Origin of the sequence: Marinomonas alcarazii (assembly GCF_003208215.1) — a bacterium.
Taxonomy (GTDB): Bacteria; Pseudomonadota; Gammaproteobacteria; order Pseudomonadales; family Marinomonadaceae; genus Marinomonas; species Marinomonas alcarazii.
The window spans coordinates 1-26,854 of the sequence record NZ_QKLW01000013.1 but is presented as its reverse complement, the minus strand read 5'-3'; the positions used below and the strand labels follow the sequence as shown (position 1 = coordinate 26,854).

Here is a 26,854-nt window from a genome sequence, read left to right as displayed (position 1 = left end):
TACATACACCTTAAGAATTAGTAAGTATGATGATTAATCTTCATTTTTGATGATCGCGTCTGCCACACTAGCCGGTGCTTCAGCGTATTTCTCAAACTCCATCGCATAACTTGCACGCCCTTGCGACAAGCTACGCACGTCAGTTGCATATCCGAACATCTCCCCAAGAGGAACTTCAGCACGAATAATTTTCCCTGACGGGGAATCGTCCATCCCCTGAACAAGTCCACGACGACGATTCAAGTCTCCCATCACGTCACCCATGTACTCCTCAGGAGTCACAACTTCCACTTTCATTACAGGTTCAAGAATACAAGGATCAGCATCAACTGCCCCTTTTCTTAATCCCTGAGAAGCTGCAATTTTAAAGGCCATTTCATTAGAGTCAACATCATGGAATGAACCATCAAACAACACAACCTTCAGCCCCAACAAAGGGAAGCCGCCGATCACACCATTCTTCATTTGCTCTGAAATGCCCTTTTCTACCGCAGGGATGTATTCTTTAGGAATAGCACCACCAACAATCTCGTTAACAAACTCAAGCCCATCTTTATCAGTAGGGATTAACTTCATTACGACGTGACCGTATTGACCACGACCACCGGATTGACGCACAAATTTGTGATTAACCACCACTTCTTTGCGAATTTTCTCCCGGTAGGACACTTGAGGCTTACCAATGTTTGCCTCCACCTTAAACTCGCGACGCATACGGTCAACAAGAATATCAAGGTGTAACTCACCCATACCGGAAATAATTGTTTGACCCGTCTCTTCATGCGTCTCCACTCGAAAAGATGGATCTTCTTGCGCCAATTTACCCAGCGCAACAGCCATTTTATCCTGATCAGCTTGAGACTTAGGCTCCACTGCAACAGATATAACAGGCTCTGGAAACTCCATACGCTCCAGCACAACAACATCATTCATATCGCAAAGCGTATCTCCCGTGGTTACATACTTCATACCCACGATGGCGGCAATATCACCCGCCAAGACTTCTTTGATCTCTTCGCGATTGTTAGCGTGCATCTGAACCATTCGACCAACACGTTCACGCTTCTGCTTAACAGAATTATAAACGGCATCACCTGAACGCAACACACCAGAATACACACGAATGAACGTCAAGGTACCTACAAATGGGTCTGTCGCTATCTTAAACGCCAACGAAGAGAACTTAGCCTCATCATCAGCTGTTCGTGTCACAACAGTCTCACCATCTTCAAGCGTACCCTCTATCGCTTTAACTTCAAGCGGTGAAGGTAAATATTCAACAACAGCATCCAAAACAGCCTGCACACCTTTATTTTTAAAGGCAGAACCACACGTCACCAAAACTATTTCATTTGAAAGCGTACGGGCTCGCAGACCGCTTTTTATATCCTCAATAGACAACTCACCTTCTTCAAGGTACTTGTCCATCAATTCCTCACTCGCTTCAGCGGCCGCCTCAACCATTAGTTCACGCCACTCTAATGCGTCATCAAGTAGATCAGCAGGAATATCCTCCAAAGAGAATGTCATACCTTGATCTTCTTCATTCCACATTATGACTTTCATCAAAACCAAGTCTACTACGCCTCTGAAATCTTCTTCAGCGCCAACATTGATTTGAATCGGCACAGCATTAGCACCTAGTCGCGTTTTCAGCTGACGCACAACAGAAAAGTAATCCGCCCCTGTACGGTCCATCTTATTGACGAACACCATACGAGGAACTTCATATTTATTTGCTTGACGCCAAACTGTTTCAGTCTGAGGCTGCACACCCGAAGAACCACAAAGCACAACAACGGCACCATCCAGAACACGCAGAGAACGCTCTACTTCAATAGTAAAATCTACGTGTCCAGGCGTATCAATAATATTGACACGATGCTCGTCAAACTGTTTATTCATCCCACTCCAGAAGCATGTTGTCGCTGCTGAAGTGATGGTAATACCACGCTCTTGCTCTTGCTCCATCCAATCCATAGTGGCAGCACCATCGTGCACCTCCCCTATTTTGTGAGACAGACCAGTATAGAAAAGAACGCGCTCAGTTGTCGTTGTCTTACCTGCATCAACATGCGCACAAATACCGATGTTACGGTAGCGGTTGATAGGTGTTTTACGTGCCACTGTGTATCCTTCTCCGGATGATTAGAAACGGTAGTGAGAGAATGCTTTGTTAGCTTCTGCCATGCGATGAACGTCTTCACGTTTCTTAACAGCAGAACCTTTATTTTCAGCAGCATCTAGAATTTCACCTGCTAGACGCAAAGCCATGGATTTTTCACCACGCTTACGAGAAGCATCAACCAACCAACGCATAGATAGTGCTGCGCGGCGAGCTGGACGAACTTCAACAGGTACTTGGTAAGTCGCACCACCAACACGGCGAGATTTAACCTCAACCATTGGTTGGATTGATTCTAGTGCTTTTTCAAAGATAGCCATTGGCTCTTCAGTTTTAGCACGCGCTGCTACAGTGTTTAGCGCATTGTAAACAATGCTTTCTGCTACAGATTTTTTACCACTAACCATTACGTGGTTAATGAATTTCGCAAGAAGTTGGCTTCCGTGTTTAGGATCCGGAAGGATCTCACGCTTAGCGACGACGCGTCTTCTAGGCATATCTATATCCTCTTCAGGTTCGTCCGAGACAATATAATTATCGCTCGGCCTTACTGTATTAAAAAATTATGTCTAAACGATGAATTAAGTAGCGTTAGCTTACTTAGGACGTTTAGTACCGTACTTAGAACGGCCTTGCTTACGATTTTGTACGCCTGAAGTATCCAAGCTACCACGTACTGTGTGGTAACGAACACCTGGAAGGTCTTTTACACGACCGCCGCGAATCAGCACTACGCTGTGTTCTTGCAGGTTGTGACCTTCACCACCGATGTAGGAAGTAACTTCGAAGCCGTTAGTCAAGCGAACACGACATACTTTACGCAAAGCCGAGTTAGGCTTTTTAGGTGTAGTAGTATATACGCGAGTGCAGACACCGCGGCGTTGCGGACAAGCTTGTAACGCAGGAACGTCACTCTTTGCCACTTTACGTTTACGTGGTTTACGAACCAACTGGTTAACGGTTGCCATTAGACAAGCTCCACAAATCCAATTCTTATGGCGGAAATCGCCAAAATTAAGGAGGCGCAAGTTTAATTTGCGCCTATAAAACAGTCAATAGGGAGGCGACTAAAAAATCACCTCCCTCGCGATTTTACAGCAAATAACTAGTCTTTCAGTGCTGCACTCAATGCTTCTTCAACATCTGAGGCACTTACTGAAGAACTTCCTTCTTTTGCTGCTAACGCAAGCTCTTTCTTACGCTTACGTTCATTGTGGTATGCCAAACCTGTACCAGCTGGTATCAAGCGACCTACAACAACGTTTTCCTTCAAGCCACGCAAGTGATCTTTTTTACCAGTTACCGCACCTTCCGTAAGAACTCGAGTAGTCTCTTGGAAAGATGCTGCTGATATAAAGGACTCAGTAGCCAAGGAAGCCTTCGTGATACCTAGTAGCACACGCTCAAACTTAGCAGGGAATTTACCTTCTGCTTCCGCTTTTTCGTTAGCATCTAGAAGTTGAGTATACTCAACCTGATCACCTTGGATAAGATCTGTATCACCAGACTCACCAACCTCTACTTTACGCAACATTTGGTTAACGATAACTTCGATATGCTTATCGTTAATCACAACGCCTTGTAAGCGGTAAACTTCTTGCACTTCGTTAGTGATGTAATCAGCCAAAGCCTCTACACCTTGAAGACGCAAAATGTCATGAGGGCTTAAAGGACCATCGGCGATAATCTCACCTTTAGCCACTTCTTCACCATCAAAGATGTTGATCTGACGCCATTTAGGAATCAAAGTCTCAACTGGATCATCACCATTTTGTGGTGTGATAACCAGACGGATCTTACCTTTTGTCTCTTTACCAAAGCTAACCACACCGCTAGTTTCAGCCATAACAGCTGGATCTTTCGGGCGACGCGCTTCAAATAGGTCAGCCACTCGTGGCAAACCACCGGTAATATCTTTGTTACCAATAGATTCTTGTGGGATACGCGCAAGAACCTCACCAGATTTCACAGTTGCACCATGATCCAAGCTCAACAAAGCTTTCTCAGGAAGCATATACTGTACTGGCGATTCGGTACCTGGAATCAACACAGGGTTACCCTCTGCATCAACAACAGAAATCATCGGACGAAGGTCTTTACCTGCCGCTGGACGATCACGAATTTCCATAACCTCAATAGTAGTAAGACCCGTCATTTCGTCAGATTGGCGACGAATAGTAACGTTCTCTTCCATACCACTAAATTCAAGGCGACCTTCCATTTCCGATACGATTGGGTGTGTATGTGGATCCCAGTTAGCAACGATTTGACCTGCCGTAACCTGATCACCTTCACGCACGCTCAATACAGCACCGTAAGGAAGCTTATAACGCTCTTTCTCACGACCCGCTTCATCAGCAATTGCCAACTCAGAAGAACGCGATGCAACAACTAGATGCCCAGTGTGGCGCTCGATACTCTTCATCTTATTGAAACGTACCGTACCTGCACTCTTCACTTGAACACTGTCAATTGCCGATGCTCGAGATGCCGCACCACCGATGTGGAAGGTACGCATTGTTAACTGTGTACCTGGCTCACCGATAGATTGCGCAGCTACAACACCAATGGCTTCACCAATATTAACCTGATGACCACGAGCAAGATCACGTCCGTAACACTTAGCACATACACCATGACGCGTATTACAAGTGATAACAGAGCGAATAATCATCTCATCCACACCAGCGGCTTCGATAGTACGAACATCGTGCTCATCGATCAAAGTACCCGCTGCTAGAACCTGATTGCCTTTCGCATCAATCACATCTTGAGCTACAACACGACCCAATACACGATGACCAAGAGGTACAACCACGTCACCACCTTCAATCATGGCCGCAACGGAAATACCGTTTGTAGAACCACAATCCACTTCAGTGATAACCAAATCCTGCGCTACGTCTACTAGACGACGAGTCAAGTAACCAGAGTTTGCTGTTTTCAATGCCGTATCGGCTAGACCCTTACGAGCACCGTGTGTAGAGGTAAAGTACTGAAGTACTGATAGACCTTCACGGAAGTTCGCAGTGATCGGTGTCTCGATGATGGAACCATCTGGTTTCGCCATCAGACCACGCATACCACCCAACTGACGCATCTGAGCCACACTACCACGGGCACCAGAGTCAGCCATCATGTAAACCGAGTTAAAAGATTGCTGTTCAACCTCTTCGCCCGCTTTATTGATTGTCATCTCTTTTGCCAAGTTTTTCATCATGGCTTCAGTTACGGTTTCGTTAGTACGAGACCATAAATCGATTACTTTGTTGTACTTCTCGCCTTGGGTTACAAGACCATCAGCGTATTGATATTCGATTTCTTTAACTTCCGCTTCCGCTTTCGCAATGATCGCGGCTTTCTCTGGTGGGATAACAAAGTCATCAACACCAACAGAAGAACCAGACGCAGTTGCATAAGCAAAACCTGTGTACATCAATTGGTCAGCAAAGATACAGCTCTCTTTCAAGCCTACTTTACGGTAACACTCGTTGATCAAGTTAGAGATCGCCTTCTTCTTCATGGTTTGGTTAACCACAGAGAACGGTAGGCCATCAGGAACAATATCAAACAACAAAGCGCGACCAACCGTTGTGTCTGCAATAAAAGTAGAAGGAACCTTTTCGCCTTCAAGCGTCGTATCAACTTGGCTGATACGTACTTTTACTTTCGCATGCAATTCAACTTGTTTAGCGCCATACGCACGGTGTACTTCTTTGATGTCAGAAAATGCCATGCCTTCGCCTTTGGCATTGATTTTCTCACGAGTCATGTAGTACAGACCCAATACAACGTCCTGAGAAGGAACGATGATAGGCTCACCATTTGCAGGCGATAGGATGTTGTTCGTAGACATCATCAAAGCACGAGCTTCAAGCTGAGCTTCAATCGTCAACGGAACGTGAACCGCCATTTGGTCACCATCGAAGTCGGCGTTGTATGCCGCACACACTAATGGGTGCAACTGAATCGCTTTACCTTCGATCAACATTGGCTCAAACGCTTGGATACCCAAACGGTGAAGTGTTGGTGCACGGTTCAACATCACAGGATGTTCGCGGATAACCTCATCAAGGATATCCCACACTTCAGGCGTTTCACGCTCAACCATTTTCTTAGCAGCTTTGATCGTCGTCGCCATGCCACGAAGTTCAAGCTTAGAGAAAATGAATGGCTTGAATAGCTCAAGTGCCATTTTCTTAGGCAGACCACACTGATGTAGACGCAGTGATGGACCTACTGTGATTACAGAACGACCAGAATAGTCAACACGCTTACCTAGCAAGTTCTGACGGAAACGACCCTGCTTACCTTTGATCATGTCAGCCAAAGATTTCAGAGGACGCTTGTTAGAACCCGTAATAGCGCGACCACGACGGCCATTATCAAGCAAAGCATCAACAGATTCTTGCAACATACGCTTTTCGTTGCGTACGATGATATCTGGAGCAGACAGCTCTAGCAGTCGTTTCAGACGGTTGTTACGGTTAATCACACGACGGTAAAGGTCGTTCAAATCAGACGTCGCAAAACGGCCACCTTCTAGAGGTACCAATGGACGAAGATCTGGCGGAAGAACTGGCAACACATCTAGCACCATCCACTCTGGGTTGTTGCCAGAATGATAGAATGCCTCAACAAGCTTAAGACGCTTAGAAAGCTTCTTAATACGAGTTTCAGAATTCGTGCTGTTTAGCTCTTCACGCATGCTGTTAATTTCTACAGGCATGTCTAAATCGCGAAGCAACATCTGAACCGCTTCCGCACCCATGCGGGCATCAAACTCGTCACCGAATTCTTCTAGCGCTTCAAAATACTGCTCGTCATTTAGCAACTGTCCCTTTTCAAGCGTCGTCATACCTGGATCAATCACGATGAAAGATTCAAAATACAAAACACGCTCAATATCACGCAGTGTCATATCCATGATAAGACCGATACGTGATGGTAGAGATTTCAAGAACCAAATATGAGCAACAGGCGATGCAAGCTCAATGTGACCCATGCGTTCACGGCGCACTTTAGACAGAGCCACTTCAACGCCACACTTCTCACAGATAACACCGCGGTGTTTCAAACGCTTGTATTTACCACACAAGCATTCGTAGTCCTTGATAGGACCAAAGATTTTTGCACAGAACAAACCGTCACGTTCTGGTTTGAACGTACGGTAGTTGATGGTCTCTGGCTTTTTAACTTCACCATAAGACCATGAACGAATCATATCTGGTGATGCCAAGCCAATGCGGATCGCATCAAACTCGTCAGATTGTCCCTGTGATTTTAGAAGACCTAATAAGTCTTTCATGGATATTCGCCCCACTCGTAAGGCCGGGGAGTCTTGCTCCCCAGCAGGTCAAATGTGATTCGTGCTTATTCGTTTTCCAGCTCGATATCGATACCAAGAGAACGAATCTCTTTCACCAACACGTTGAAGGACTCAGGCATGCCAGGTTCCATACGGTGGTCACCGTCTACGATGTTTTTATACATCTTAGTACGGCCATTCACGTCATCGGACTTCACAGTCAACATTTCTTGAAGTGTGTAAGCAGCACCGTATGCTTCTAGTGCCCATACCTCCATCTCCCCGAAACGCTGACCACCGAATTGAGCTTTACCACCCAGCGGCTGCTGAGTAACCAAGCTGTACGAGCCGGTAGAACGTGCGTGCATTTTGTCATCAACCAAGTGGTTCAACTTAAGCATGTACATGTAACCAACGGTTACAGGACGTTCAAAAGCATCACCAGTACGGCCGTTAAACAATTTAACTTGACCGCTTTCGTTGATTCCAGCTAGGCGCAACATACGTTTGATCTCAGCTTCTTTCGCACCATCAAAGGCACCAGACGCCATTGGAACACCACCCGTTAGGTTGGATGCCAAGGTTAAAATTTCTTCGTCTGTAAAGCTGTCTAGATCTTCTGTACGAGCACAACGCAAGTCGCCTTCGTAGCCGTTGTAGATTTCATCAAGGAAGCTACGCAGTTCTGCAACCGCTTCAGCTTTCTCACGCTCTGCAACAAGCATTTCGTTGATCTTACGACCCAAGCCTTTAGATGCTGCACCTAAGTGAGTCTCCAAAACCTGACCAACGTTCATACGCGAAGGAACACCTAGCGGGTTCAATACGATATCAACTGGATCACCGTTTTCATCGTACGGCATGTCTTCAACTGGCATAATTTTAGAAATTACACCCTTGTTACCATGACGACCGGCCATTTTATCACCTGGCTGGATACGACGTTTGATGGCAACATAAACCTTAACGATTTTAAGAACGCCAGGCGCTAGATCATCACCTGTTTGTAACTTACGTTTCTTATCTTCGAATTTCGCATCAAGCTCTTTACGGCGCTCAATCAAAGCCGCTTGCGCTTTCTCAAGCTGCTCACTGGCTTCTTCATTTGCAACACGAATCTTGAACCATTCTGGGTGATCCAGATTTGCCAAGTATTCTTCCGTAATAATCGCATTACGAGCTAGACCCGGACCACCTTCTGCTTGCTGACCAATTAAGGCCTCAGCTAGACGTTCAAACGTTGCCTTCTCAACAATACGGAACTCTTCGTTCAAGTCTTTACGAACTTGATCAAGCTGCGATTTCTCGATGAACTTAGCACGGTCATCTTTTTCGATACCATCACGAGTGAACACTTGCACATCGATAACAGTACCGCGTGTGCCAGTTTTAACACGTTGAGACGTATCTTTTACGTCAGACGCTTTCTCACCGAAAATAGCGCGCAAAAGTTTCTCTTCAGGCGTAAGTTGTGTTTCACCTTTTGGTGTCACTTTACCAACTAGAATATCGCCCGGCTCAACTTCTGCACCGATATAAACGATACCGGATTGATCCAACTTAGAAAGTGCACCCTCACCCACGTTAGGGATATCGGCAGTGATCTCTTCAGGCCCAAGCTTAGTATCACGTGCAACACACGTTAACTCTTGAATGTGGATAGAAGTAAATCGATCTTCCTCTACAACACGCTCTGAAACCAAAATCGAGTCTTCGAAGTTGAAACCATTCCAAGGCATGAAAGCAATACGCATGTTTTGGCCAAGCGCCAAATCACCCATATCAACAGAAGGGCCATCGGCCATAATGTCGCCAGAAGCAACTCTCTCACCTTTCATTACCAATGTACGCTGGTTAATACATGTGTTCTGGTTAGAACGTACGTATTTAGTCAGGTTGTAGATATCCACACCCGCTTCACCAGCAATAGTCTCTTCCGAATTCACACGTACAACGATACGGCTTGCATCAACAGACTCAATCACACCGCCACGATTCGCAACGATACAAACACCAGAGTCTTTTGCTACATTTTTTTCCATACCAGTACCCACTACAGGCTTATCAGCCTTAAGCGTAGGTACCGCTTGACGTTGCATGTTGGAACCCATCAATGCACGGTTAGCGTCATCGTGCTCTAGGAACGGGATCAAAGATGCCGCAACAGAAACAACCTGACGAGGTGACACGTCCATTAGGTTTACTTTTTCTTTTGGAATCAAAGTGGTTTCGTGCATATGACGCACCTGAACCAACTCATCAACCAAACGGCCTTCCGCATCAACGTTTGCTGACGCCTGGGCAATAACATATTTCGCTTCATCAATCGCAGAGATATAAACTGTTTCATCAGTCATCTTGCCATCGATAATCTTACGATATGGCGTTTCTAAGAAGCCGTAGCTGTTAGTACGCGCATAAGTAGATAGCGAGTTGATCAAACCGATGTTTGGCCCCTCAGGCGTTTCGATAGGACAAACACGGCCATAGTGAGTAGCGTGTACGTCACGTACTTCAAAGCCTGCACGCTCACGAGTAAGACCACCAGGCCCTAACGCTGAAACACGACGCTTATGCGTTACTTCAGATAGCGGGTTGTTTTGGTCCATGAACTGAGACAATTGGCTTGAACCAAAGAACTCTTTGATTGCGGCAGCAACAGGCTTCGCATTCAAAAGATCTTGTGGCATAAGGCCATCGGCTTCCGCCATTGACAAACGTTCTTTTACAGCTCGTTCTACACGAACAAGGCCAACACGGAATTGGTTCTCGGCCATTTCACCAACAGAACGAACTCGACGGTTACCCAAGTGATCGATATCATCAACCATGCCGTTACCGTTACGGATATCAAGCAAAGTTTTTAGAACATCAACAATGTCATCATGATCAAGAACGCCAGCACCTGTATCTTCTTCACGACCCAAGCGACGGTTGAATTTCATTCGACCAACACCAGACAAGTCATAACGATCTTCTGAGAAGAACAAACCTTGGAACAAGCCTTCTGCTGATTCTTTGGTTGGTGGCTCGCCAGGACGCATCATGCGGTAGATCTCAACCAATGCTTCCAACTGGTTGCTGGTCGGATCAATACGAAGTGTGTCAGAAATAAATGGACCATGGTCCAGATCATTCGTGTAAAGCGTATCCACTTCTGTGATGCCTGAAGCAACTAGCGCCTCCAACAAATCAACAGAAAGTTCTGTGTTCGCTTCAGCAATCAATTCGCCCGTTGAAGGGTGAACCAAATTCTTAGCAGTCACTTTACCAAGCATGTATTCAAGCGGCACAGATAGACGCTCTAGACCTGCTTTTTCCATTACACGAATATGCTTAGCGGTAATACGACGACCTTCTTCAACGATAAGTTCGCCATTCGCATCAGCAATATTAAATAGCGCTGTATCACCACGTAGGCGATTAGCAACTAGATCCATCTCAAAACCATCGCGCTTCAAATAGAAACGTGTCGTTTCAAAGAAAGTATCTAAAATTTGTTCTGTACCATAACCCAAAGCACGCAGCAAAATCGTTGCTGGCAGCTTACGACGACGGTCGATACGAACAAATACGCAATCCTTTGGATCAAACTCGAAGTCCAACCAAGAACCACGGTAAGGAATAACTCGAGCAGAATGCAGTAATTTACCTGAAGAGTGAGTTTTGCCACGATCGTGATCAAAAAACACACCAGGAGAACGGTGTAATTGAGAGACGATAACACGCTCTGTCCCGTTAATTACAAAGGTACCATTGTCTGTCATGAGTGGAATTTCACCCATGTAGACTTCTTGCTCGCGAATGTCTTTGATTGCTTTATTCGATGACTCTTTATCGTAAATGATAAGTCGCACACGAACACGTAAAGGTGCCGCGTAAGTAACACCACGCAACTGACACTCTTTAACATCAAAGACTGGTTTGCCTAAACGGTAATCGACGTATTCTAGCGCCGCATTGCCGGAAAAGCTGACCATTGGAAAGACAGATTTAAAGGCCCCATGCAGACCTAATTCCCCACGCTCCGCAAGGCTTTTACCTTCTTGCAGAAAATTACGGTAGGATTCAAGCTGAATTGCCAGCAAGTATGGCACATCCAAAACGGGCGGCAGTTTACCGAAATCCTTACGGATACGTTTTTTCTCAGTGTATGAGTAAGCCATCAGCATTCCCCAGCTTGTGCACATTGACGCAAAAGGCCCAAATCAGGCCTTACCATATATGGGAGCATTATCTCCCATTTGAAAATTCTTCTAAGGTTTTATTTGAGTTTTAGAAACCCAAAAAGGCCGGTGACAATAATGTCACCAGCCATTTCGACTATTGGCCGAAATCTGGAAATACAAGTATCATTACTTGATTTCGACAGATGCACCAGCTTCTTCAAGAGCTGCTTTAAGAGCGGCAGCGTCATCTTTAGAAGCGCCTTCTTTAACAGTCATTGGAGCGCCGTCAACGATAGCTTTAGCTTCTTTCAAGCCTAGGCCAGTCGCTGCACGTACAGCTTTGATTACGTTTACTTTCTTATCGCCAGCAGCAGTAAGAACAACGTCAAATTCAGTTTGTTCTTCAGCAGCAGCGCCAGCTTCAGCAGCAGGACCTGCAGCTACAGCAGCAGCTGCAGATACGCCGAATTTTTCTTCCATTGCAGAAATTAGTTCAACAACGTCCATCACAGACATTTCTGCTACTGCATTGATGATATCTTCTTTAGTTAGAGCCATGACTCAGATTCCTAGCATTCTTTATAATTACCCGAAGGTAATAAAACAAAATATTTATCAAGAAGGGATACGGTAAACCGTATTAAGCCGCTTCTTGCTCTTTTTGATCGCGAACCGCTGCAAGAGTACGTACAAACTTGCTTGTTGCGCCCTGAATAACACTCATCAGTTTCGCAATCGCTTCTTCGTATGTAGGCAGTGTTGCCAAACGATCAATGTCGCCAGCTGGGATCAACTCACCGTTGAACGCCAACGCCTTCACTTCAAACTTAGTGTTAGTTTTAGCAAAAGCTTTCAACAAACGAGCAGCCGCACCCGGGTGTTCGTTAGAAAAAGCAATTAACGTAGGACCAACAAAGCTCTCAGTTAGACACTCGAAGTCAGTACCTTCAACTGCACGGCGAGCCAATGTGTTACGTACTACACGTACATAAACACCTGCTTCACGCGCTTCTTTACGTAGTGCTGTCATATTACCCACGGTAACACCGCGAGAATCAGCAACTACTGCAGACAATGCAGTTTTAGCAACTTCGCTAACTTCGGCGACAATGGCTTTTTTGTCTTCTAGACCTAATGCCACTGGTTTTCTCCTGGATTAGCAGAGAGTGAATCACTCTCTTATTTTTACCAACTCTTCGATTACTCGAAGTACTTGCTGGTGAGTTAGATCCAGTATATCTGAATCGGGCCACACCATCTGCGCAGGACAAACATTTTTCAACGTTATTATTAAACCCTCTGGGTTCCTGCGGTCTTTGACGGCCTGCTCAACAAATAAATGAAGGCAGACCCCAAAGCTCATGATCTAAACATGCTTACTTAGTAGCGTTAAGCGCGCCTAGATCAATTTGTAGACCAGGTCCCATTGTAGAGGACAAAGTCACTTTCTTAAGGTAAACGCCTTTTGAAGATGCTGGTTTAGCACGACGCAAGTCAGCCAAAAGCGCTTCAACGTTTCCTTTGATAGCATCAGCAGCGAACTCAATAGAGCCTACAGCCGCGTGGATGATACCATTTTTATCTGTACGGTAACGAGCTTGACCTGCTTTTGCATTTTTAACTGCAGTTGCAACGTCAGGTGTTACTGTGCCAACTTTAGGGTTAGGCATTAGACCACGAGGACCTAGAACCTGACCTAGTTGACCAACGATGCGCATTGCATCAGGAGATGCGATAACAACGTCAAAATCTAGGTTACCAGCTTTAACTTGTTCAGCCAAATCTTCGAAACCAACAACATCTGCACCAGCTTCTTTCGCCGCTTCAGCATTTGCACCTTGTGCGAATACAGCAACGCGAACATCTTTACCAGCACCGTGAGGCAATACAGTAGAACCACGAACAACCTGATCAGATTTACGTGGGTCAACGCCTAGGTTAACAGATACATCAACAGACTCTTTGAACTTAACAGTAGAAAGCTCAGACAATAGAGCAACTGCTTCTTCTACAGTGTACAACTTAGTTGCTTCTACTTTTTCAGCGATCAAACGAGCGCGTTTAGTTAATTTAGCCATTAGTTTACACCCTCAACTTCTAGACCCATAGCGCGTGCGCTACCAGCAATCGTACGAACTGCTGCATCCATGTCAGAAGCAGTCAAATCAGCTTGCTTCGCAACAACAATCTCTTCTAGCTGTGCACGAGTAACCGTACCAACTTTCTGAGTATTTGGACGTGGAGAACCACTCTTCAAACCAGCTGCTTTTTTAAGCAAAACAGAGGCAGGAGTAGATTTAGTTTCAAATGTAAAACTACGGTCACTGTATACAGTAATGATTACTGGCGTTGGAAGACCAGGCTCTACACCTTGAGTTTTCGCATTAAACGCTTTACAGAATTCCATGATGTTCACACCGTGTTGACCAAGTGCTGGACCAACTGGTGGACTTGGGTTCGCTTGACCCGCTTTAACTTGTAGCTTGATATAAGCTTGGACTTTCTTAGCCATTTTCAACTCCAAATGGGTCACCGCCCGAAGGCTACCCGTTCAACAAAATCAGGCTTTCTCAACCTGACTAAATTCCAAATCAACTGGTGTCGAGCGCCCAAAAATAAGCACCGCCACTTTGATTCGACTTTTATCGTAGTCAACTTCTTCTACAACGCCATTAAAGTCAGCAAATGGACCTTCGTTAACACGAACCACTTCACCCACTTCAAATAAAGTCTTAGGACGCGGCTTATCAACCCCATCACTAACACGTTGCAAAATAGCGTCAGCTTCACGACTCGTGATCGGAGAAGGCTTGTCAGCCGTACCACCGATAAAACCTAATACACGAGAAGTGCCTTTAACCAAATGCCAAGAGGCGTCATTCATATCCATTTGAACCAATACATAGCCTGGATAGAACTTTCTTTCACTCTTGCGCTTTTTGCCATCTCGGATTTCAACCACTTCTTCAGTTGGAACCAAGATGTCACCAAAATTCTCTTCCTGCCCCATAACCTGCACTCGCTCAATAAGCGAACGCATTACGTGCTTTTCGTACCCTGAGTACGCCTGTACTACATACCATCGTTTGGTCACGAGCAACTCCTAACTAATTACCGAGGAAACGATCCAACCAAGGAACGAATCCACCCCCCATAGCACGAGAGACATAAAAACAACAACCGCTAACACTATCAAAGTTGTTTGCGTGGTTTCTTGCCTAGTTGGCCATACAACTCTACGAATTTCAGTTTTGGCCTCTTTTGCCAAAGTGAAAAAAGCTTTACCTTTCGCAGTTTGCAACGCAACAAAGCCAGCAACACCAGCTAACACCAAAATAGCAATCAAGCGATACAATGGTGACTCAGCAGAATAAAAGTTATTACCAATCACGCCTACCGCAACTAGTAGAACAACAATTGCCCACTTAAACACGTCTCCGCGAGACGCTTGAGCTTCAGTACTCGAACTCATACTTTAGGTAATCCCTAACTAAGAAATAGGATACGAAATATGGCAGGCCAAGAGGGACTCGAACCCCCAACAGCCGGTTTTGGAAACCGGTGCTCTACCAATTGAACTATTGGCCTACAATCGTATGGGCGGAGGATGATACCTAAACAAGCTAAGTTTAGCAAGGGTATCTGCCCAAAAAACAGACAATAAAAAAGGCGGCTTAACCACCTATCTTTTGCATTGGAAAGCTGGAGCTCATGAGCAGATTTGAACTGCCGACCTCACCCTTACCAAGGGTGTGCTCTACCAACTGAGCTACATGAGCATTGGAGCGGGTAGCGGGAATCGAACCCGCCTCTTCAGCTTGGAAGGCTGAGGTAATAGCCACTATACCATACCCGCAATTGGTGGAGGGAGGTGGATTCGAACCACCGAAACTTTCGTGGCAGATTTACAATCTGCTCCCTTTGGCCACTCGGGAACCCCTCCACGTACTCAGCGCTACAACGCATCACCCCAAAAGGTGGGAGCCATTATATGAATCGTCTTGCCAATTGCAAGCACTAGCAAGGATTTTTTTCGACTTTTATCATCATCTTTGTCAGATCGAAACGTGACATAAACTGTTCCCAGTCTTTTTCATCAACAGGTTGGGCTATATCTAACTGCTGGAGTGGAACATTTCGCATATGTTCATAAACATCAACAGGATAGCCCGAGGCGCTTTGAATGCGCTGCCTTGCCTGATCCGCCCTCTCCTGGGAAGAATACAAACCCAAGGATATTCTGTTCTTCATTTCAGCTCGATTGATTACAAAGCTGTCGATCGACTTGGCGGCAAGCTCTTTTACAATACGCGCAGCTATCGCAGGCGTTTCTGGCGCGGCTATATAAAGCCAGAACTTAGGTCTTTTGCCCGTCACCTCTCTATCTTGGTAACCCCAACCGAAATCTTTCAACACTCGAACAATTTGCTTCTTGTCTTCACTGCGCTCTGTCTCAAGACGTGGACAAAACAACTCCGGCGCATCGACTGTCGCTTGCTCAATCACTTTGTTAAGTGCGTTTTCAAGACTTTCGTTAGAGACCTCATCGACCTGAGGGTATTGCTCAATTGGCGCCTCAGACAAAAGATAAATTTTTTCACTGACAGGCGGCCCATAAATAGACTCTCGGCTTTTTTCCGGCGTATCTTGGACAAAACTATGCCAACTTAAAAAGGCAGCATTTAACAACACAACAAAAAGAAAAAGCCACTTCATTTATTGCCTCTTAACTGCTCGTCACCCACTAACTTTGCACCTATCGCCACTAAATTCGGCTTTCGCTCAACTGGCACGCCCAAACGCTTTAACAAAGATTCGGCATCGCCACCTGTGGCAATCCACTTGTACTCTTTGTATTGCTGATAAATGCGTTCCAAAAAGCCCAAAGCCATTTCATAACACCCTTCTGTAACAGCTCGCGCCGTCGAGTTAGGCAGACCTTCCCCAACAACCACTTCATTCGAGTCGTAACGAATACGCGCCGTATTAACAAGTAATGACTCTTCCATCATTGCAAGCCCTGGAGTGATATATCCGCCAAGGTGAACCCCAGCCTTATCAACCACATCAACCTTGATAGCGGTACCCGCATCCACCACAACAACACCACCCCCTTCGATATGATGCGCTGCAATGACACCAAGCCATCGATCCACACCCAATCTCTCTGGCTCAAAATAGGCGTTATGAACCCCACAAGCTGTCGCTTGACTTGTTAGCGTCATCCATCTGCTATTCGGGTACTCGGCTTGAATATCCGCATGCATCAATGCACTTTGCTCTTTAGAGCGCACGCTAGCAAAGTAAATCACATCAGGCACAAACCCGTTATCCGTTGGGCAATGATCACCACGATGAACCCACAACACAGACTCGTCTTCGAATGCTGTGAACTTGATACTGGTATTACCAGCATCAACCACCAAAACCTTAGTTGCGACGGACACTTATCTCCCCCCCATGCAGAGCCACCAGCTCTCCATTTTCTTCTAGCAACAAAGCGCCTTTTTGATCAATGCCTCGGGCAACCCCTTGGCGTTGCTGGGAAACCGTACTAACGGTAACGGATTGATTAAACAGCACATCATAAGCTTGCCACTGGTGCTGGAAATGCTTCATACCGTTGCCATCTTCAAATAATTGACAAATATCAATTAACTCTTTGGTTAATTCAGCCAAGATAACATTTCGGCTCGGACGAGATTGAAGACGTGAAACCAAATCAGTCCATGGCTGATCGACATGGGTCATAAAGCCATCATCCATCTCGACATTTAGCCCCACACCAATAATCACATGACAAACATCCTGATCCGCCACCATTTCTAATAAAATGCCACACACCTTTTGCCCATCAATTTGAACATCATTGGGCCACTTCAGACCTGGATTAGGAATACCTGCATTTTTCAAAACACGGGCGACGGCAACCCCCACAGCAAGACTCAACCCTTCCACTACACTCGGCCCATTATCAAAACGCCAAGCGAATGAGAAAGTAAGGTTTTTCGCAACGCCGGACTCCCACTGACGTCCCCGACGTCCTTTCCCCTTAGTCTGACGTTCAGTTGCAATCAATACAGGCAAAGGCTGGCAAGCGGATATATATTGTTTTGCATCACCATTAGTCGACTCCGTCTCGAACGTCAATTTGACCGTCACATCACTTGGCACACCACTGTCACGTAGCTTCTCTTCCGATAACAACTCAATAGGCGTTGGTAAACGATAGCCACGACCTTTAACAGAGTGCACAGTCATACCAATGGACTCTAGTTTCTTAAGCTTTTTCCAGACCGCTGCGCGGGTCACCCCCAGTGCGGCTCCTAACTCTTCACCAGAGTGAAATTCATTATCACTAAGCAGGGCCAAAACAGCTTGCATCAACGCTCTCCAATTTCATTTTTCACTTTGCCCGAAACGGCACAAAGGATTGACCTTTCGCCGCTTGAAGCCAATTTAATTCAGGGTAATCACAAGTATTGTCTACAGCGTGAATGGCATACGCATGACGCGAGCGTGCAGAGCGATTAGCATAACTAAGGTGGGGGAACTCACCATTCAAGATAACTAAAGAACCTTTCGGCACAGGCATAGCCACCAGCTCACTTTGGTGCCAAGCATGCTCTTTTAATGTCACCATTCTTGTTTCTATCGAACCTGGTGCATGACGCTCAAAACGCTTTAGCAAGCCATGACGATGCCCTTCTGGCACTCCCCAAAGACAACCATTTTCAAGCGTTGCATCCTCAATGGCAAACCACAAACCGATAACGCTCATTGGCGTGGTGTAAAGAAAAGTACTGTCTTGATGACAATTCACCTCTCCTCCAATGCCAGGCTGTTTAAAAATATACATAGATTGTGCAGCCCGTGGCTCAACCATACCCAACTGCTGCAATAACTCTCCCCATGCAGGAGACAACGAAAAAGCCTCAAAGACCGCATCCTGAAAATGAAGACTGTGCCCTACCTTGTTAATAGACAGCTCTAGTGGTTGTTTAAGATCACCCACCTCATTAAAGGCTTCCTCCTCAAAGAAGAAAGACACTTTGTTAGCTGACTCAATGAAGTAACTATCAGTATGACGAGACTGCTCATTGGTGGTAAAAATTGAACGTACAGAGGCGGGATCGAAGGTCGCCATTAGCTCTGTCATTCTCGACTTAAGAGCATCACAGATAGCCTCCGGAACAATCGACTCCAATACCAAATAGCCATCATTATGATACTGGTCTATTTGTGATTGCGTGATTTTAATCGACCCAAGACTAAGCTCTATATTTTCTGACATGCACTTTCCTTATCTATTGCTGTTTGCATTCGCCTTCATGAAATAAGCCACTTCCTGCATCAATGCATTGAAGTTTGGATTCCAAGACACGCGCGCCGCATGAGGGCTACTTTCCGTTAAGGCAGATAAATTTTCACCATACCAATTTTCATCATCCGTTCGGCACGCTTCATACAAGGACTCATCTGCTTGGTGCCAACCGCAAATCCTATACTCCCCAGACACCCCGTAATAAGGGTTCTCTGGGTTTCCGTGAACCGCCATGTGCGACAAACCTAATATTCTATCCTCTGGCCAGTGGGTATTATAAACTTTAATTCGATCCGTATTGGCACTCATTTGATCTTTGCTATACAACACCATCTGACTTTTTGACCCAATCATACCCGCATCAAATACTTTTTCTGACACTGTAGAATCAACAGTCCCATCATCTTCCGATAACGCCATGAATACCGGTAATGTTTTCGGGGTTTCAAGAATTAAGTTACGCACTTCTTTCGAAAGCTTATACACCTCAGCGATAGCAGGCACAGGAATCGAGGCATATTTAGCGAAGTCGTCACTTGGGTAGTTATCCAACCAATCTTTGAACATCGCCAACCATGGAGAAAGCCAGTCGATACTACTGTTCACTTTAAAGACAGGCGAGAACAATACCGCACCAGCGACACTATCTGAATGCTGCCATGCGTACTCCGCTGCTAAAGCGCCACCAGTAGAAAAGCCCCCAACATACATCACATCCACTTCTTTACTGAATGTATCCGCCGCATTTTGGAACGTGGTACGCCAATCCTCTCGGGAGACATCAATCAGGTCTTCTGCTTTCGTACCATGGCCAGGCAATAAAACGACCCTTACTTGATAGCAAGCCGCTTGCATTGCTTTGGCTGGGTCTCGCATCGAAAAAGGAGAATCCGACAAACCATGCGATAACAACACACCGATACGTGCTTCTCCGGTACAATTTTTCGCATCAGGTAATAACTCAAAAGGCAAAACGGCAGACAGCTCTCTCGCTTGATCATCGGCATTAACCCATACCTTTCTCTCACTGACATACTGCTCTGCACGAGCGATATATTGGGCAAAAGGCTCGTCTGGCTCATAGATTAACTCTATCTGATCCTGCATAGCATTGACTGTCTCAGACAAAGGTAAGGACAATACCAAAAAACACCACAACGCTATTTTCTGCTGCAAAATAAATCCTCTCGTTGTAAGTAATTGAATTGAACTAACATCCTAGGAGCCCCCAAGATCATGTTATTATTAAACACTTCCCTTGTCTGATACGCCATCATGAAAAAACCTTACCCCGACGCAGAACAAGTCCCTTCTCTTTGGTTTCCCTTGGTAAAAAAGTTTTATCAAGCTCATTACCCAAGTGGAAAACCAAACAAAGCAGACCCTATTTGGGTAATAAAAGACAATGGCATTATTCTTTGTGCGGTTAGGCTCAAACGTATTGCCGACAATCAGCTACTCACCAGCATGGTCACCGAGCCGAATCACCGCAACCTTGGTCTCGGCAGCCACCTTATCAACGACATACACCCAGCACTTAATGCAATGCCGACCTACTGCTTCGCCTTTACTCACCTAGTGCCCTTTTATAATGCGAATCATTTTACGACCATCGAAGCAGAAATGTTACCAGAAGAACTCGCAAGTCGCTTTCGTGCTTATACCGCACAGGGTCGAGAGCTGACGCCAATGCGTTACATCCGCAGCTAAAATGCACTTAAAATGCACTTAAAAACACTTAAATTACTAAAACTGACACGCCTTTATTGACGCTTTTCCGCTTCCTCCAGTACCTTTGATCACCTTACCTATCTTTGTGAAGACAATAAATAAAAAGACTGAGGACATCATGTCAATCACCTTACCACCACATTCAAAAATGCTTACCTCAGATTTTATCTTTGGTGTGGCAACGGCCTCCTTTCAAATAGAAGGAGCAACAACGGCAGATAACCGCCTCCCTTCCATTTGGGATACGTTCTGCGCCACGCCAGGCAAAGTGAAAGGCGCCGACAATGGCGAAATCGCTTGTGACCATTATCATCTATGGGAACAAGACATCAAACTCATCAAAGACCTTAGTGTAGACGCTTATCGACTATCTATTGCATGGCCTCGTGTCATGAATGAGAAAGGTGAAGCCAATCAAGCCGGATTGGATTTTTACCGCAACTTACTCAAAACACTCAAAGCGGAAGGCCTAACAGTATTTGTCACCCTGTATCATTGGGATCTACCACAACATCTAGAGGACAAAGGCGGCTGGCTTAATCGAGAAACGGCGTATCAATTTAAACAATATGCAGACTTAGTAACTAAAGAGTTGGCCGAATGGGTCGATAGCTGGGCGACTTTTAACGAACCTTTTTGTGCCGCCATACTCGGTTATGAATTAGGGATTCATGCACCTGGGCTAACCAAGCCAGAATATGGCAGACAAGCCGCCCACCACATTTTACTCGCACATGGTTTAGCACTGCCGATAATTCGTAAAAACGCGCCAAAATCTCAAGTGGGTATTGTGCTTAATATGAATCGCTCCTACGCAGCCAGCGAAAAAGCCGAAGATCAATTTGCTGGTTTAATGCGCGAAACGTTAGACAACCAATTTTTCATTGAGCCATTGATGAAAGGCCAGTACCCACAGATTCTAAAAACCGTAGCGCCACAGTATTTGCCGACCATTTTGCCGGGTGATATGGAGATCATATGTCAGCCGATGGACTTCTTAGGTATGAATTTCTATACCTGCAACCACAACGCCTTCGACTCTGAAAAGATGTTCAAAGATGTAAAGAACAGCAAAACCGTCGAATACACTGATATTGGTTGGGAAGTTGCGCCACACGCCTTTACCGAACTGTTAGTGAATCTACACAAACAATACACCCTACCGCCAATGTACATCACTGAGAACGGCATTGCCTGCGCCGATAATATTATCGATGGGGGCATAAACGATGATCAACGCGTACGGTATTTAAATGACCACCTAAATGCCCTACATCAAGCCATTGAGGAAGGCGTGGATATTCGTGGCTACTTTGCCTGGAGCCTAATGGATAACTTTGAATGGGCGGAAGGCTACAGCAAACGTTTTGGTCTAACTTACGTAGACTATCAAACTCAGGAAAGAACCATTAAACGTAGTGGTTATGCCTACCGCGACTTTTTGAACAGCCGCAAAAGCTAATATTGTACGTCATATTAATAAAGCAAAAAAAAACGCCTGATGCATAACATCAGGCGTTTTTTGTTAGCTTGGCAAACAAATCACTTTACGAATTACTTTAAGTGACCTGCATTGTGAAGCTCTCTATCTTCTTCTGCTGGCGGCGTCCATTGGTACTGCCAAGTCTCACTCAGAGGCTGTCCGTTCGCTTCCAAATAGACGCGTAGATTAATTGGCTTAGTGGCATCTTTCCCACTTGGCGGAACTAAATCAAACATCGCACGATAGCCATCAATCGAATGAAGTGGTCGTGCAGATTCAATCTCCACTCGCCCGTCAGAGGAAGTAATTACCGCTTTTACTTTCGTATCCTGACCTAGCATAGCTAAAGAACCTCCAGCAAAATCAACCACAAAGCGCTTGCTGTAATATTGACGTTTCTTACCAATTACTCCGCCAATACCTGTGAAGGTATCAACCACTCGAGCGCGGTTAGACTGCACAGGAGGATGACTTCCCCAATACATGTTATAGCTATAAAGCAGCTCTTGGCCGGCTTTAACTGGCGCTTCTGGGTTCCAGAATGCCACGATGTTATCGAAAGTTTCATCCAAAGTTGGAATCTCTACCAACTGCACAGAACCTTTACCCCAATTACCGATTGGCTCGATCCATAAACTTGGACGCTTCTCATAAAAGACACCATCATCTTGATAATGATCGAAATTACGGTCACGTTGTAGCAAACCAAAGCCTTTTGGATTTTCGTCGCTGTAAGCATTAAACTGCAAATTGGCAGGATTACTCAGCGGGCGCCAAATCCATTCGCCATTACCTGTTTGCATTGCTAGACCATCAGAGTCGTGGATTTCTGCACGCCAGTCATAGTTTGTTCGGCGATCATTTTCACCCACCATAAACATACTCGTCATTGGTGCAACCCCTAAACGCTCAACCGATTTACGTGGATAAATAGCAGAATCCACTTTCATCTTGAACGGTTCGCCTGGTGACATATCAAAACGATAAGCCCCTGTTACACTAGGCGAATCCATTAAAGCGTAAACAGTTACCACATCAGAACCTGGCTTAGGTTTCTCTAACCAAAAATCTGTAAATACGGGAAACTCTTCTGGATGAGGCATCGCCGTATCAATAGCCAAGCCACGCGCAGAAAGACCATATTGCATCTCACTACCCACTGCTCGGAAATAACTCGCACCTAAAAACGCAACAACATCACGCTGCCAATCTGTTGCGAACTGCATTCTAAAGCCAGCAAAGCCAAGGTCTTTAGGTAGGTCTTCACCTTTTACCTTAGACTTACCGTAATTAAATTCAGATGGCATATAAGCAATCGGAGTAGATTGACCATTCTCCAATTCATTCATATGGATAGGCGTATCAAACCCTAAACCAAGATGGAAAAGCCCTGTACGGAATTCCGAATTTTCGTCTTTCCATAGCGCGGCATCTTTATTAAATTGAATTTCCTGATAATCGTCCCAGTCCAAACCTTTTAGGCTTTCTGGCATTTCGCCTTGGTGGCTTTCATAAGGCTTAGTCGCTAATTGGCGCGCGTAACCCTTTAACCAGGCATAGCTAAACTTTTCACCCTTTTGCGGTTGAGCCGCAGAAGACGAGGATGCCAGGTCAGATGACGGAGCCGCACACGCAGTAAGACTGAACAATACGCCAACGGCCAATAAAGAACGACTTGCTAAACGTTGAAAATGACTAGATGCCTTTGTTTTTCGGGATTTCCGCATAGCCTGCGCCCCGACCAAGTTTGAATCCGTCATGGATTCTGAAAAACAATGATGATGCATATTATCGACTCTACTAGTTATGAACAATTACGTCTTATCTTATCGAATAACAATGTCAGCGAGTGTTCAGATAGAGTAAACATTTAACATTTAAACAGACAACATTTGCTTCTAACTTAACGATTTTACCCATTCTAGCCTCGAAAATAGCAAAGTCTGGTACTTGAAACCGGTTCTCTATAAAATTCCATCTACTAACCCACCTAATAGGACTCACAATATGAAAAATGCCATTGTAGGCATTCAAATGCTATTTGTTGCATTTGGCGCTTTGGTACTCGTACCACTATTAACAGGACTTGATCCTAGCGTTGCTCTCTTTGGTGCAGGTGTCGGTACACTTTTATTTCAGCTGACTACACGCCGCACTGTACCTATTTTTCTTGCTTCTTCCTTTGCCTTTATCGCACCTATTATGTTTGGCGTGCAAACATGGGGCATTCCCGCCACGATGGGTGGATTGATGGCAGCAGGATTTGTTTACGTCATCTTAGGTGGTGCCATCAGACTAAAAGGAGCAGGCTTCATCCACACGCTTTTACCGCCCGTCGTTATTGGCCCCATCATCATGGTTATCGGACTAGGCTTAGCACCAACAGCAGTGAATATGGCTCTTGGAAAAGCGGGCGATGTACAGGCTGTTGACCCGAACATTTCGATCATCATTGCGATCGCCTCTTTATTAACAACCATATTAATAAGCGTTTTCGCAAAAGGCTTGTTCAAACTTCTCCCAGTATTGGGTGGTATTCTGGTTGGTTATGTTTTGAGCCTATTCTTTGGCATCGTCAATTTTGATCCGGTATACAGTGCCGCATGGTTTTCTATGCCTAACTTCACCGCACCAGAATTCAACATTAATGCCATCTTGTTTATGCTGCCTGTTGCTATCGCGCCTGCCGTCGAGCACGTAGGTGATATTCTTTCTATCTCCAATGTCACCGGTAAAAATTACCTTAAGAAACCAGGCCTGCACCGCACAATCACTGGTGATGGTGTCGCCACAATGGCAGCCGCTATGGTCGGCGCACCACCAAATACAACTTACAGTGAAGTTACCGGCGCTGTTATGCTGACCAAAGCATTTAACCCAGTCATCATGACTTGGGCCGCCGTGGCTGCAATTATCCTCGCTTGGGTTGGTAAATTAGGCGCCGCTTTACAAACTATTCCATTACCCGTTATGGGCGGGATCATGATCTTACTATTTGGCTCTATTGCTGCTGTGGGTCTAAACACTCTCATCAAAAATCAGGTCGACCTGCACAAATCACGCAACCTAATCATTGTCGGAGTAACCTTAGTATTTGGCATCGGAGGCATGGCATTTGGTATTGGTGAGTTCAGCCTTCAAGGTATCAGTCTATGCGGTATCGTAGCGATTACTCTCAACCTTATTCTGCCAAAAGACATCGGCGACAACCACATTGTTGATAACGCTCAAATGGAAGAATAACTCTAGATAATAGAAACGCTTCAAACTAAAACGGTCCCTATTGGGACCGTTTTTTATACTAATGATCAAGCTAACGACACCGGAGTGCTTTTTAAGCCAGCATGGGATAAGTGAATAATAATAAATGCAAAATATTCACGATAAAGTGACACAGGATAGACCACTCAATTCTTTTGGTCAGATAATATAGATAGCCATAACCTAAACCTGCCACCCCCGCTACGACGGCATATTCAACGCCTCCTCCAATATGGGCAACACCAAAAAGCAAAGCGGTAATCAGTGGGGCAACAAACAAAGATAGCTTCCCCTCCAACCAATTAGATAACCCTCTTTGAATAAAGCCACGAAAGAAAGCTTCTTCGGCCACACAAGTGAAAAGCAAATTAATACCAAGAAAAGCCAACCAAAAGTGAGGCAGCTTAACATCAAGGTGAATCAAACCGAATAACAGAGCCAACCCCAAAGCCAAACACGGCGTAGCAAAGAATATCACTAACGCTTTCTTGGGATTCTGCAAAGCCATAAAGTAACCTACTCTAGCTTGTCCTCTAAAAAAGTAGCCTAGTAGGAATAAGCCAACCAAGCCTTTATCAAAGTTGGCATACAAGCTAAAGGGGATTCCATCACTACTCACTGGCTCTCTAACCAGCACGGCATAGTTGCTGAAGCCCGGCAGTAGATGCATCGCTAATGCAAGAGAGAACACCCCAAAAATGCCTACAGCGACTCTGCGGAGCCAAACCACGCGCAGCCCTAAAGAAGCCAATAACAATACTGAATAAACAAAGATCACCGCTAACCCTTGGATACTCAAAATCCCCTCAATGACTCCCAAAAGCACAGCGATTAAGAAGGATACACACCATACAGGGATTTTTATAATGGAAGGTTTAAATGGTAAAAAAACCAGTAAAATAGATAAACCAAGTAAATAAAATGCCACAACAACCTCAGCAGAAGATCAATTAAGAAATACCAGAAGATAGACTGCTTTCGCATACTTCCCATCTTTAATGGCTTCCCGCCTTCGCTGAAATAACAGTAGCGATATGTCATTGCGACATTCCCTTCCTAAAAGCTAAAAGCCTTTAGTGACTAGACAAACTTTTCATCAAATCTAAGACCTAACAATATTAGCAATTAGATCGTTCATAATGTAAAGCAGGTTAAACAATATTCGTAGTGGATTCACGCTAACGCAGAACTGGCGCAAACGAATGACACAAGTAGCGCCCAGATAGACGATACAAGGCGCACTCTTTTAATGACGCGCACTAGCACATCAAAGGATGAGACAACCGCAAACTGAGTACGAGAGGGTAAGCCATTGCTGCGTAGCTCATAGCTCGGGCAAATCAGATAGACGATATAAAGCGTTCTCTTTTGATGACGCGCTCAGATAAACGATATAAGGCGTTCTCTTTTGATGACCCGCGCAGACGCGTCGAAGAATGAGACAGGCGCAAGC

Annotated in this window: 21 protein-coding genes and 4 tRNA genes; 3 read left to right on the top strand and 22 right to left on the bottom strand. The window is 45.2% G+C overall.

All coding sequences use genetic code 11. From position 1 onward, the window contains the following. Positions 1-33 precede the first annotated feature (33 nt). The 20 genes from fusA to DFP75_RS17505 form a co-directional block, all read right to left on the bottom strand. On the bottom strand, positions 34-2,127 hold the full coding sequence (gene fusA / locus DFP75_RS17605; protein WP_110577362.1) for an elongation factor G: 2,094 nt from the start codon (positions 2,125-2,127) through the stop codon (positions 34-36). A 21-nt stretch (positions 2,128-2,148) separates the two neighbouring features. After that, on the bottom strand, positions 2,149-2,622 hold the full coding sequence (rpsG, locus tag DFP75_RS17600; RefSeq protein WP_110577361.1) for a 30S ribosomal protein S7: 474 nt from the start codon (positions 2,620-2,622) through the stop codon (positions 2,149-2,151). Positions 2,623-2,721: 99 nt separating this feature from the next. Further along, the gene (gene rpsL, locus DFP75_RS17595; RefSeq protein WP_013659444.1) at positions 2,722-3,093 is read right to left on the bottom strand and encodes a 30S ribosomal protein S12; all 372 of its coding nucleotides are present in this window, start codon (positions 3,091-3,093) and stop codon (positions 2,722-2,724) included. A 137-nt stretch (positions 3,094-3,230) separates the two neighbouring features. Then, positions 3,231-7,433, bottom strand: coding sequence for a DNA-directed RNA polymerase subunit beta' (gene rpoC, locus DFP75_RS17590; protein WP_110577360.1), 4,203 nt, complete (start codon positions 7,431-7,433; stop codon positions 3,231-3,233). A 65-nt stretch (positions 7,434-7,498) separates the two neighbouring features. Continuing rightward, complete coding sequence (gene rpoB, locus DFP75_RS17585; protein ID WP_110577359.1) at positions 7,499-11,599, bottom strand: DNA-directed RNA polymerase subunit beta; 4,101 nt, start codon at positions 11,597-11,599, stop codon at positions 7,499-7,501. Positions 11,600-11,788: 189 nt separating this feature from the next. Further along, positions 11,789-12,160 carry a 50S ribosomal protein L7/L12 gene (rplL, locus tag DFP75_RS17580; protein WP_110577358.1) on the bottom strand — a complete coding sequence of 124 codons (372 nt, stop codon included), beginning with the start codon at positions 12,158-12,160 and terminating at the stop codon, positions 11,789-11,791. Between the two features lie 82 nt (positions 12,161-12,242). Next, on the bottom strand, positions 12,243-12,743 hold the full coding sequence (gene rplJ, locus DFP75_RS17575) for a 50S ribosomal protein L10 (RefSeq protein WP_110577357.1): 501 nt from the start codon (positions 12,741-12,743) through the stop codon (positions 12,243-12,245). Between the two features lie 235 nt (positions 12,744-12,978). Then, entirely contained in the window at positions 12,979-13,680 is a 702-nt protein-coding gene (gene rplA / locus DFP75_RS17565) for a 50S ribosomal protein L1 (RefSeq protein ID WP_110577355.1), read from the bottom strand. After that, positions 13,680-14,114: a 50S ribosomal protein L11 gene (gene rplK, locus DFP75_RS17560; protein WP_110577354.1), complete on the bottom strand. Its 435-nt coding sequence runs from the start codon at positions 14,112-14,114 to the stop codon at positions 13,680-13,682. The genes rplA and rplK overlap by 1 nt, the downstream gene beginning before the upstream one ends. Before the next feature lie 48 nt (positions 14,115-14,162). Further along, the gene (gene nusG, locus DFP75_RS17555) at positions 14,163-14,696 is read right to left on the bottom strand and encodes a transcription termination/antitermination protein NusG (RefSeq protein WP_012071948.1); all 534 of its coding nucleotides are present in this window, start codon (positions 14,694-14,696) and stop codon (positions 14,163-14,165) included. 9 nt (positions 14,697-14,705) lie between these two features. Then, complete coding sequence (gene secE / locus DFP75_RS17550) at positions 14,706-15,074, bottom strand: preprotein translocase subunit SecE (protein ID WP_110577353.1); 369 nt, start codon at positions 15,072-15,074, stop codon at positions 14,706-14,708. Positions 15,075-15,114: 40 nt separating this feature from the next. After that, positions 15,115-15,190: transfer RNA gene (locus DFP75_RS17545), tRNA-Trp, on the bottom strand. A 115-nt stretch (positions 15,191-15,305) separates the two neighbouring features. Further along, a tRNA-Thr gene (locus DFP75_RS17540) sits at positions 15,306-15,381 on the bottom strand. A 2-nt stretch (positions 15,382-15,383) separates the two neighbouring features. After that, a tRNA-Gly gene (locus tag DFP75_RS17535) sits at positions 15,384-15,458 on the bottom strand. 3 nt (positions 15,459-15,461) lie between these two features. Beyond that, positions 15,462-15,545 (bottom strand) — tRNA-Tyr (locus tag DFP75_RS17530). A 74-nt stretch (positions 15,546-15,619) separates the two neighbouring features. Then, positions 15,620-16,318, bottom strand: a complete 699-nt coding sequence (locus DFP75_RS17525; protein ID WP_110577352.1) for an SPOR domain-containing protein — start codon at positions 16,316-16,318, stop codon at positions 15,620-15,622. Continuing rightward, positions 16,315-17,049, bottom strand: a complete 735-nt coding sequence (locus tag DFP75_RS17520) for a type III pantothenate kinase (RefSeq protein ID WP_110577351.1) — start codon at positions 17,047-17,049, stop codon at positions 16,315-16,317. Before DFP75_RS17520 ends, DFP75_RS17525 begins: the two co-directional genes overlap by 4 nt. Continuing rightward, a complete protein-coding gene (locus tag DFP75_RS17515; RefSeq protein ID WP_110577350.1) occupies positions 17,033-17,986 on the bottom strand; it encodes a biotin--[acetyl-CoA-carboxylase] ligase in 954 nt (317 codons plus the stop codon). Before DFP75_RS17515 ends, DFP75_RS17520 begins: the two co-directional genes overlap by 17 nt. Before the next feature lie 22 nt (positions 17,987-18,008). Continuing rightward, positions 18,009-18,896, bottom strand: a complete 888-nt coding sequence (locus DFP75_RS17510; protein ID WP_181417048.1) for a phytanoyl-CoA dioxygenase family protein — start codon at positions 18,894-18,896, stop codon at positions 18,009-18,011. A gap of 9 nt (positions 18,897-18,905) precedes the next feature. Next, the gene (locus DFP75_RS17505; protein ID WP_110577349.1) at positions 18,906-20,102 is read right to left on the bottom strand and encodes an alpha/beta hydrolase; all 1,197 of its coding nucleotides are present in this window, start codon (positions 20,100-20,102) and stop codon (positions 18,906-18,908) included. Positions 20,103-20,201: 99 nt separating this feature from the next. Between DFP75_RS17505 and DFP75_RS17500 the strand changes: the two genes are divergently transcribed. After that, complete coding sequence (locus tag DFP75_RS17500; RefSeq protein WP_110577348.1) at positions 20,202-20,636, top strand: GNAT family N-acetyltransferase; 435 nt, start codon at positions 20,202-20,204, stop codon at positions 20,634-20,636. A gap of 139 nt (positions 20,637-20,775) precedes the next feature. Further along, complete coding sequence (locus DFP75_RS17495) at positions 20,776-22,119, top strand: GH1 family beta-glucosidase (RefSeq protein WP_110577347.1); 1,344 nt, start codon at positions 20,776-20,778, stop codon at positions 22,117-22,119. A 92-nt stretch (positions 22,120-22,211) separates the two neighbouring features. Here the strand turns inward: DFP75_RS17495 and DFP75_RS17490 are convergent, their stop codons facing one another. Next, a complete protein-coding gene (locus DFP75_RS17490; RefSeq protein WP_110577346.1) occupies positions 22,212-23,927 on the bottom strand; it encodes an OpgD/OpgG family glucan biosynthesis protein in 1,716 nt (571 codons plus the stop codon). 220 nt (positions 23,928-24,147) lie between these two features. Here DFP75_RS17490 and DFP75_RS17485 point away from each other — a divergent pair, with 220 nt between their 5' ends. Next, positions 24,148-25,383, top strand: coding sequence for a uracil-xanthine permease family protein (locus DFP75_RS17485; protein WP_110577345.1), 1,236 nt, complete (start codon positions 24,148-24,150; stop codon positions 25,381-25,383). A gap of 91 nt (positions 25,384-25,474) precedes the next feature. Here DFP75_RS17485 and DFP75_RS17480 read toward each other — a convergent pair whose 3' ends face one another. Further along, a complete protein-coding gene (locus DFP75_RS17480) occupies positions 25,475-26,329 on the bottom strand; it encodes a CPBP family intramembrane glutamic endopeptidase (RefSeq protein WP_110577344.1) in 855 nt (284 codons plus the stop codon). Between the last annotated feature and the right edge of the window lie 525 nt (positions 26,330-26,854).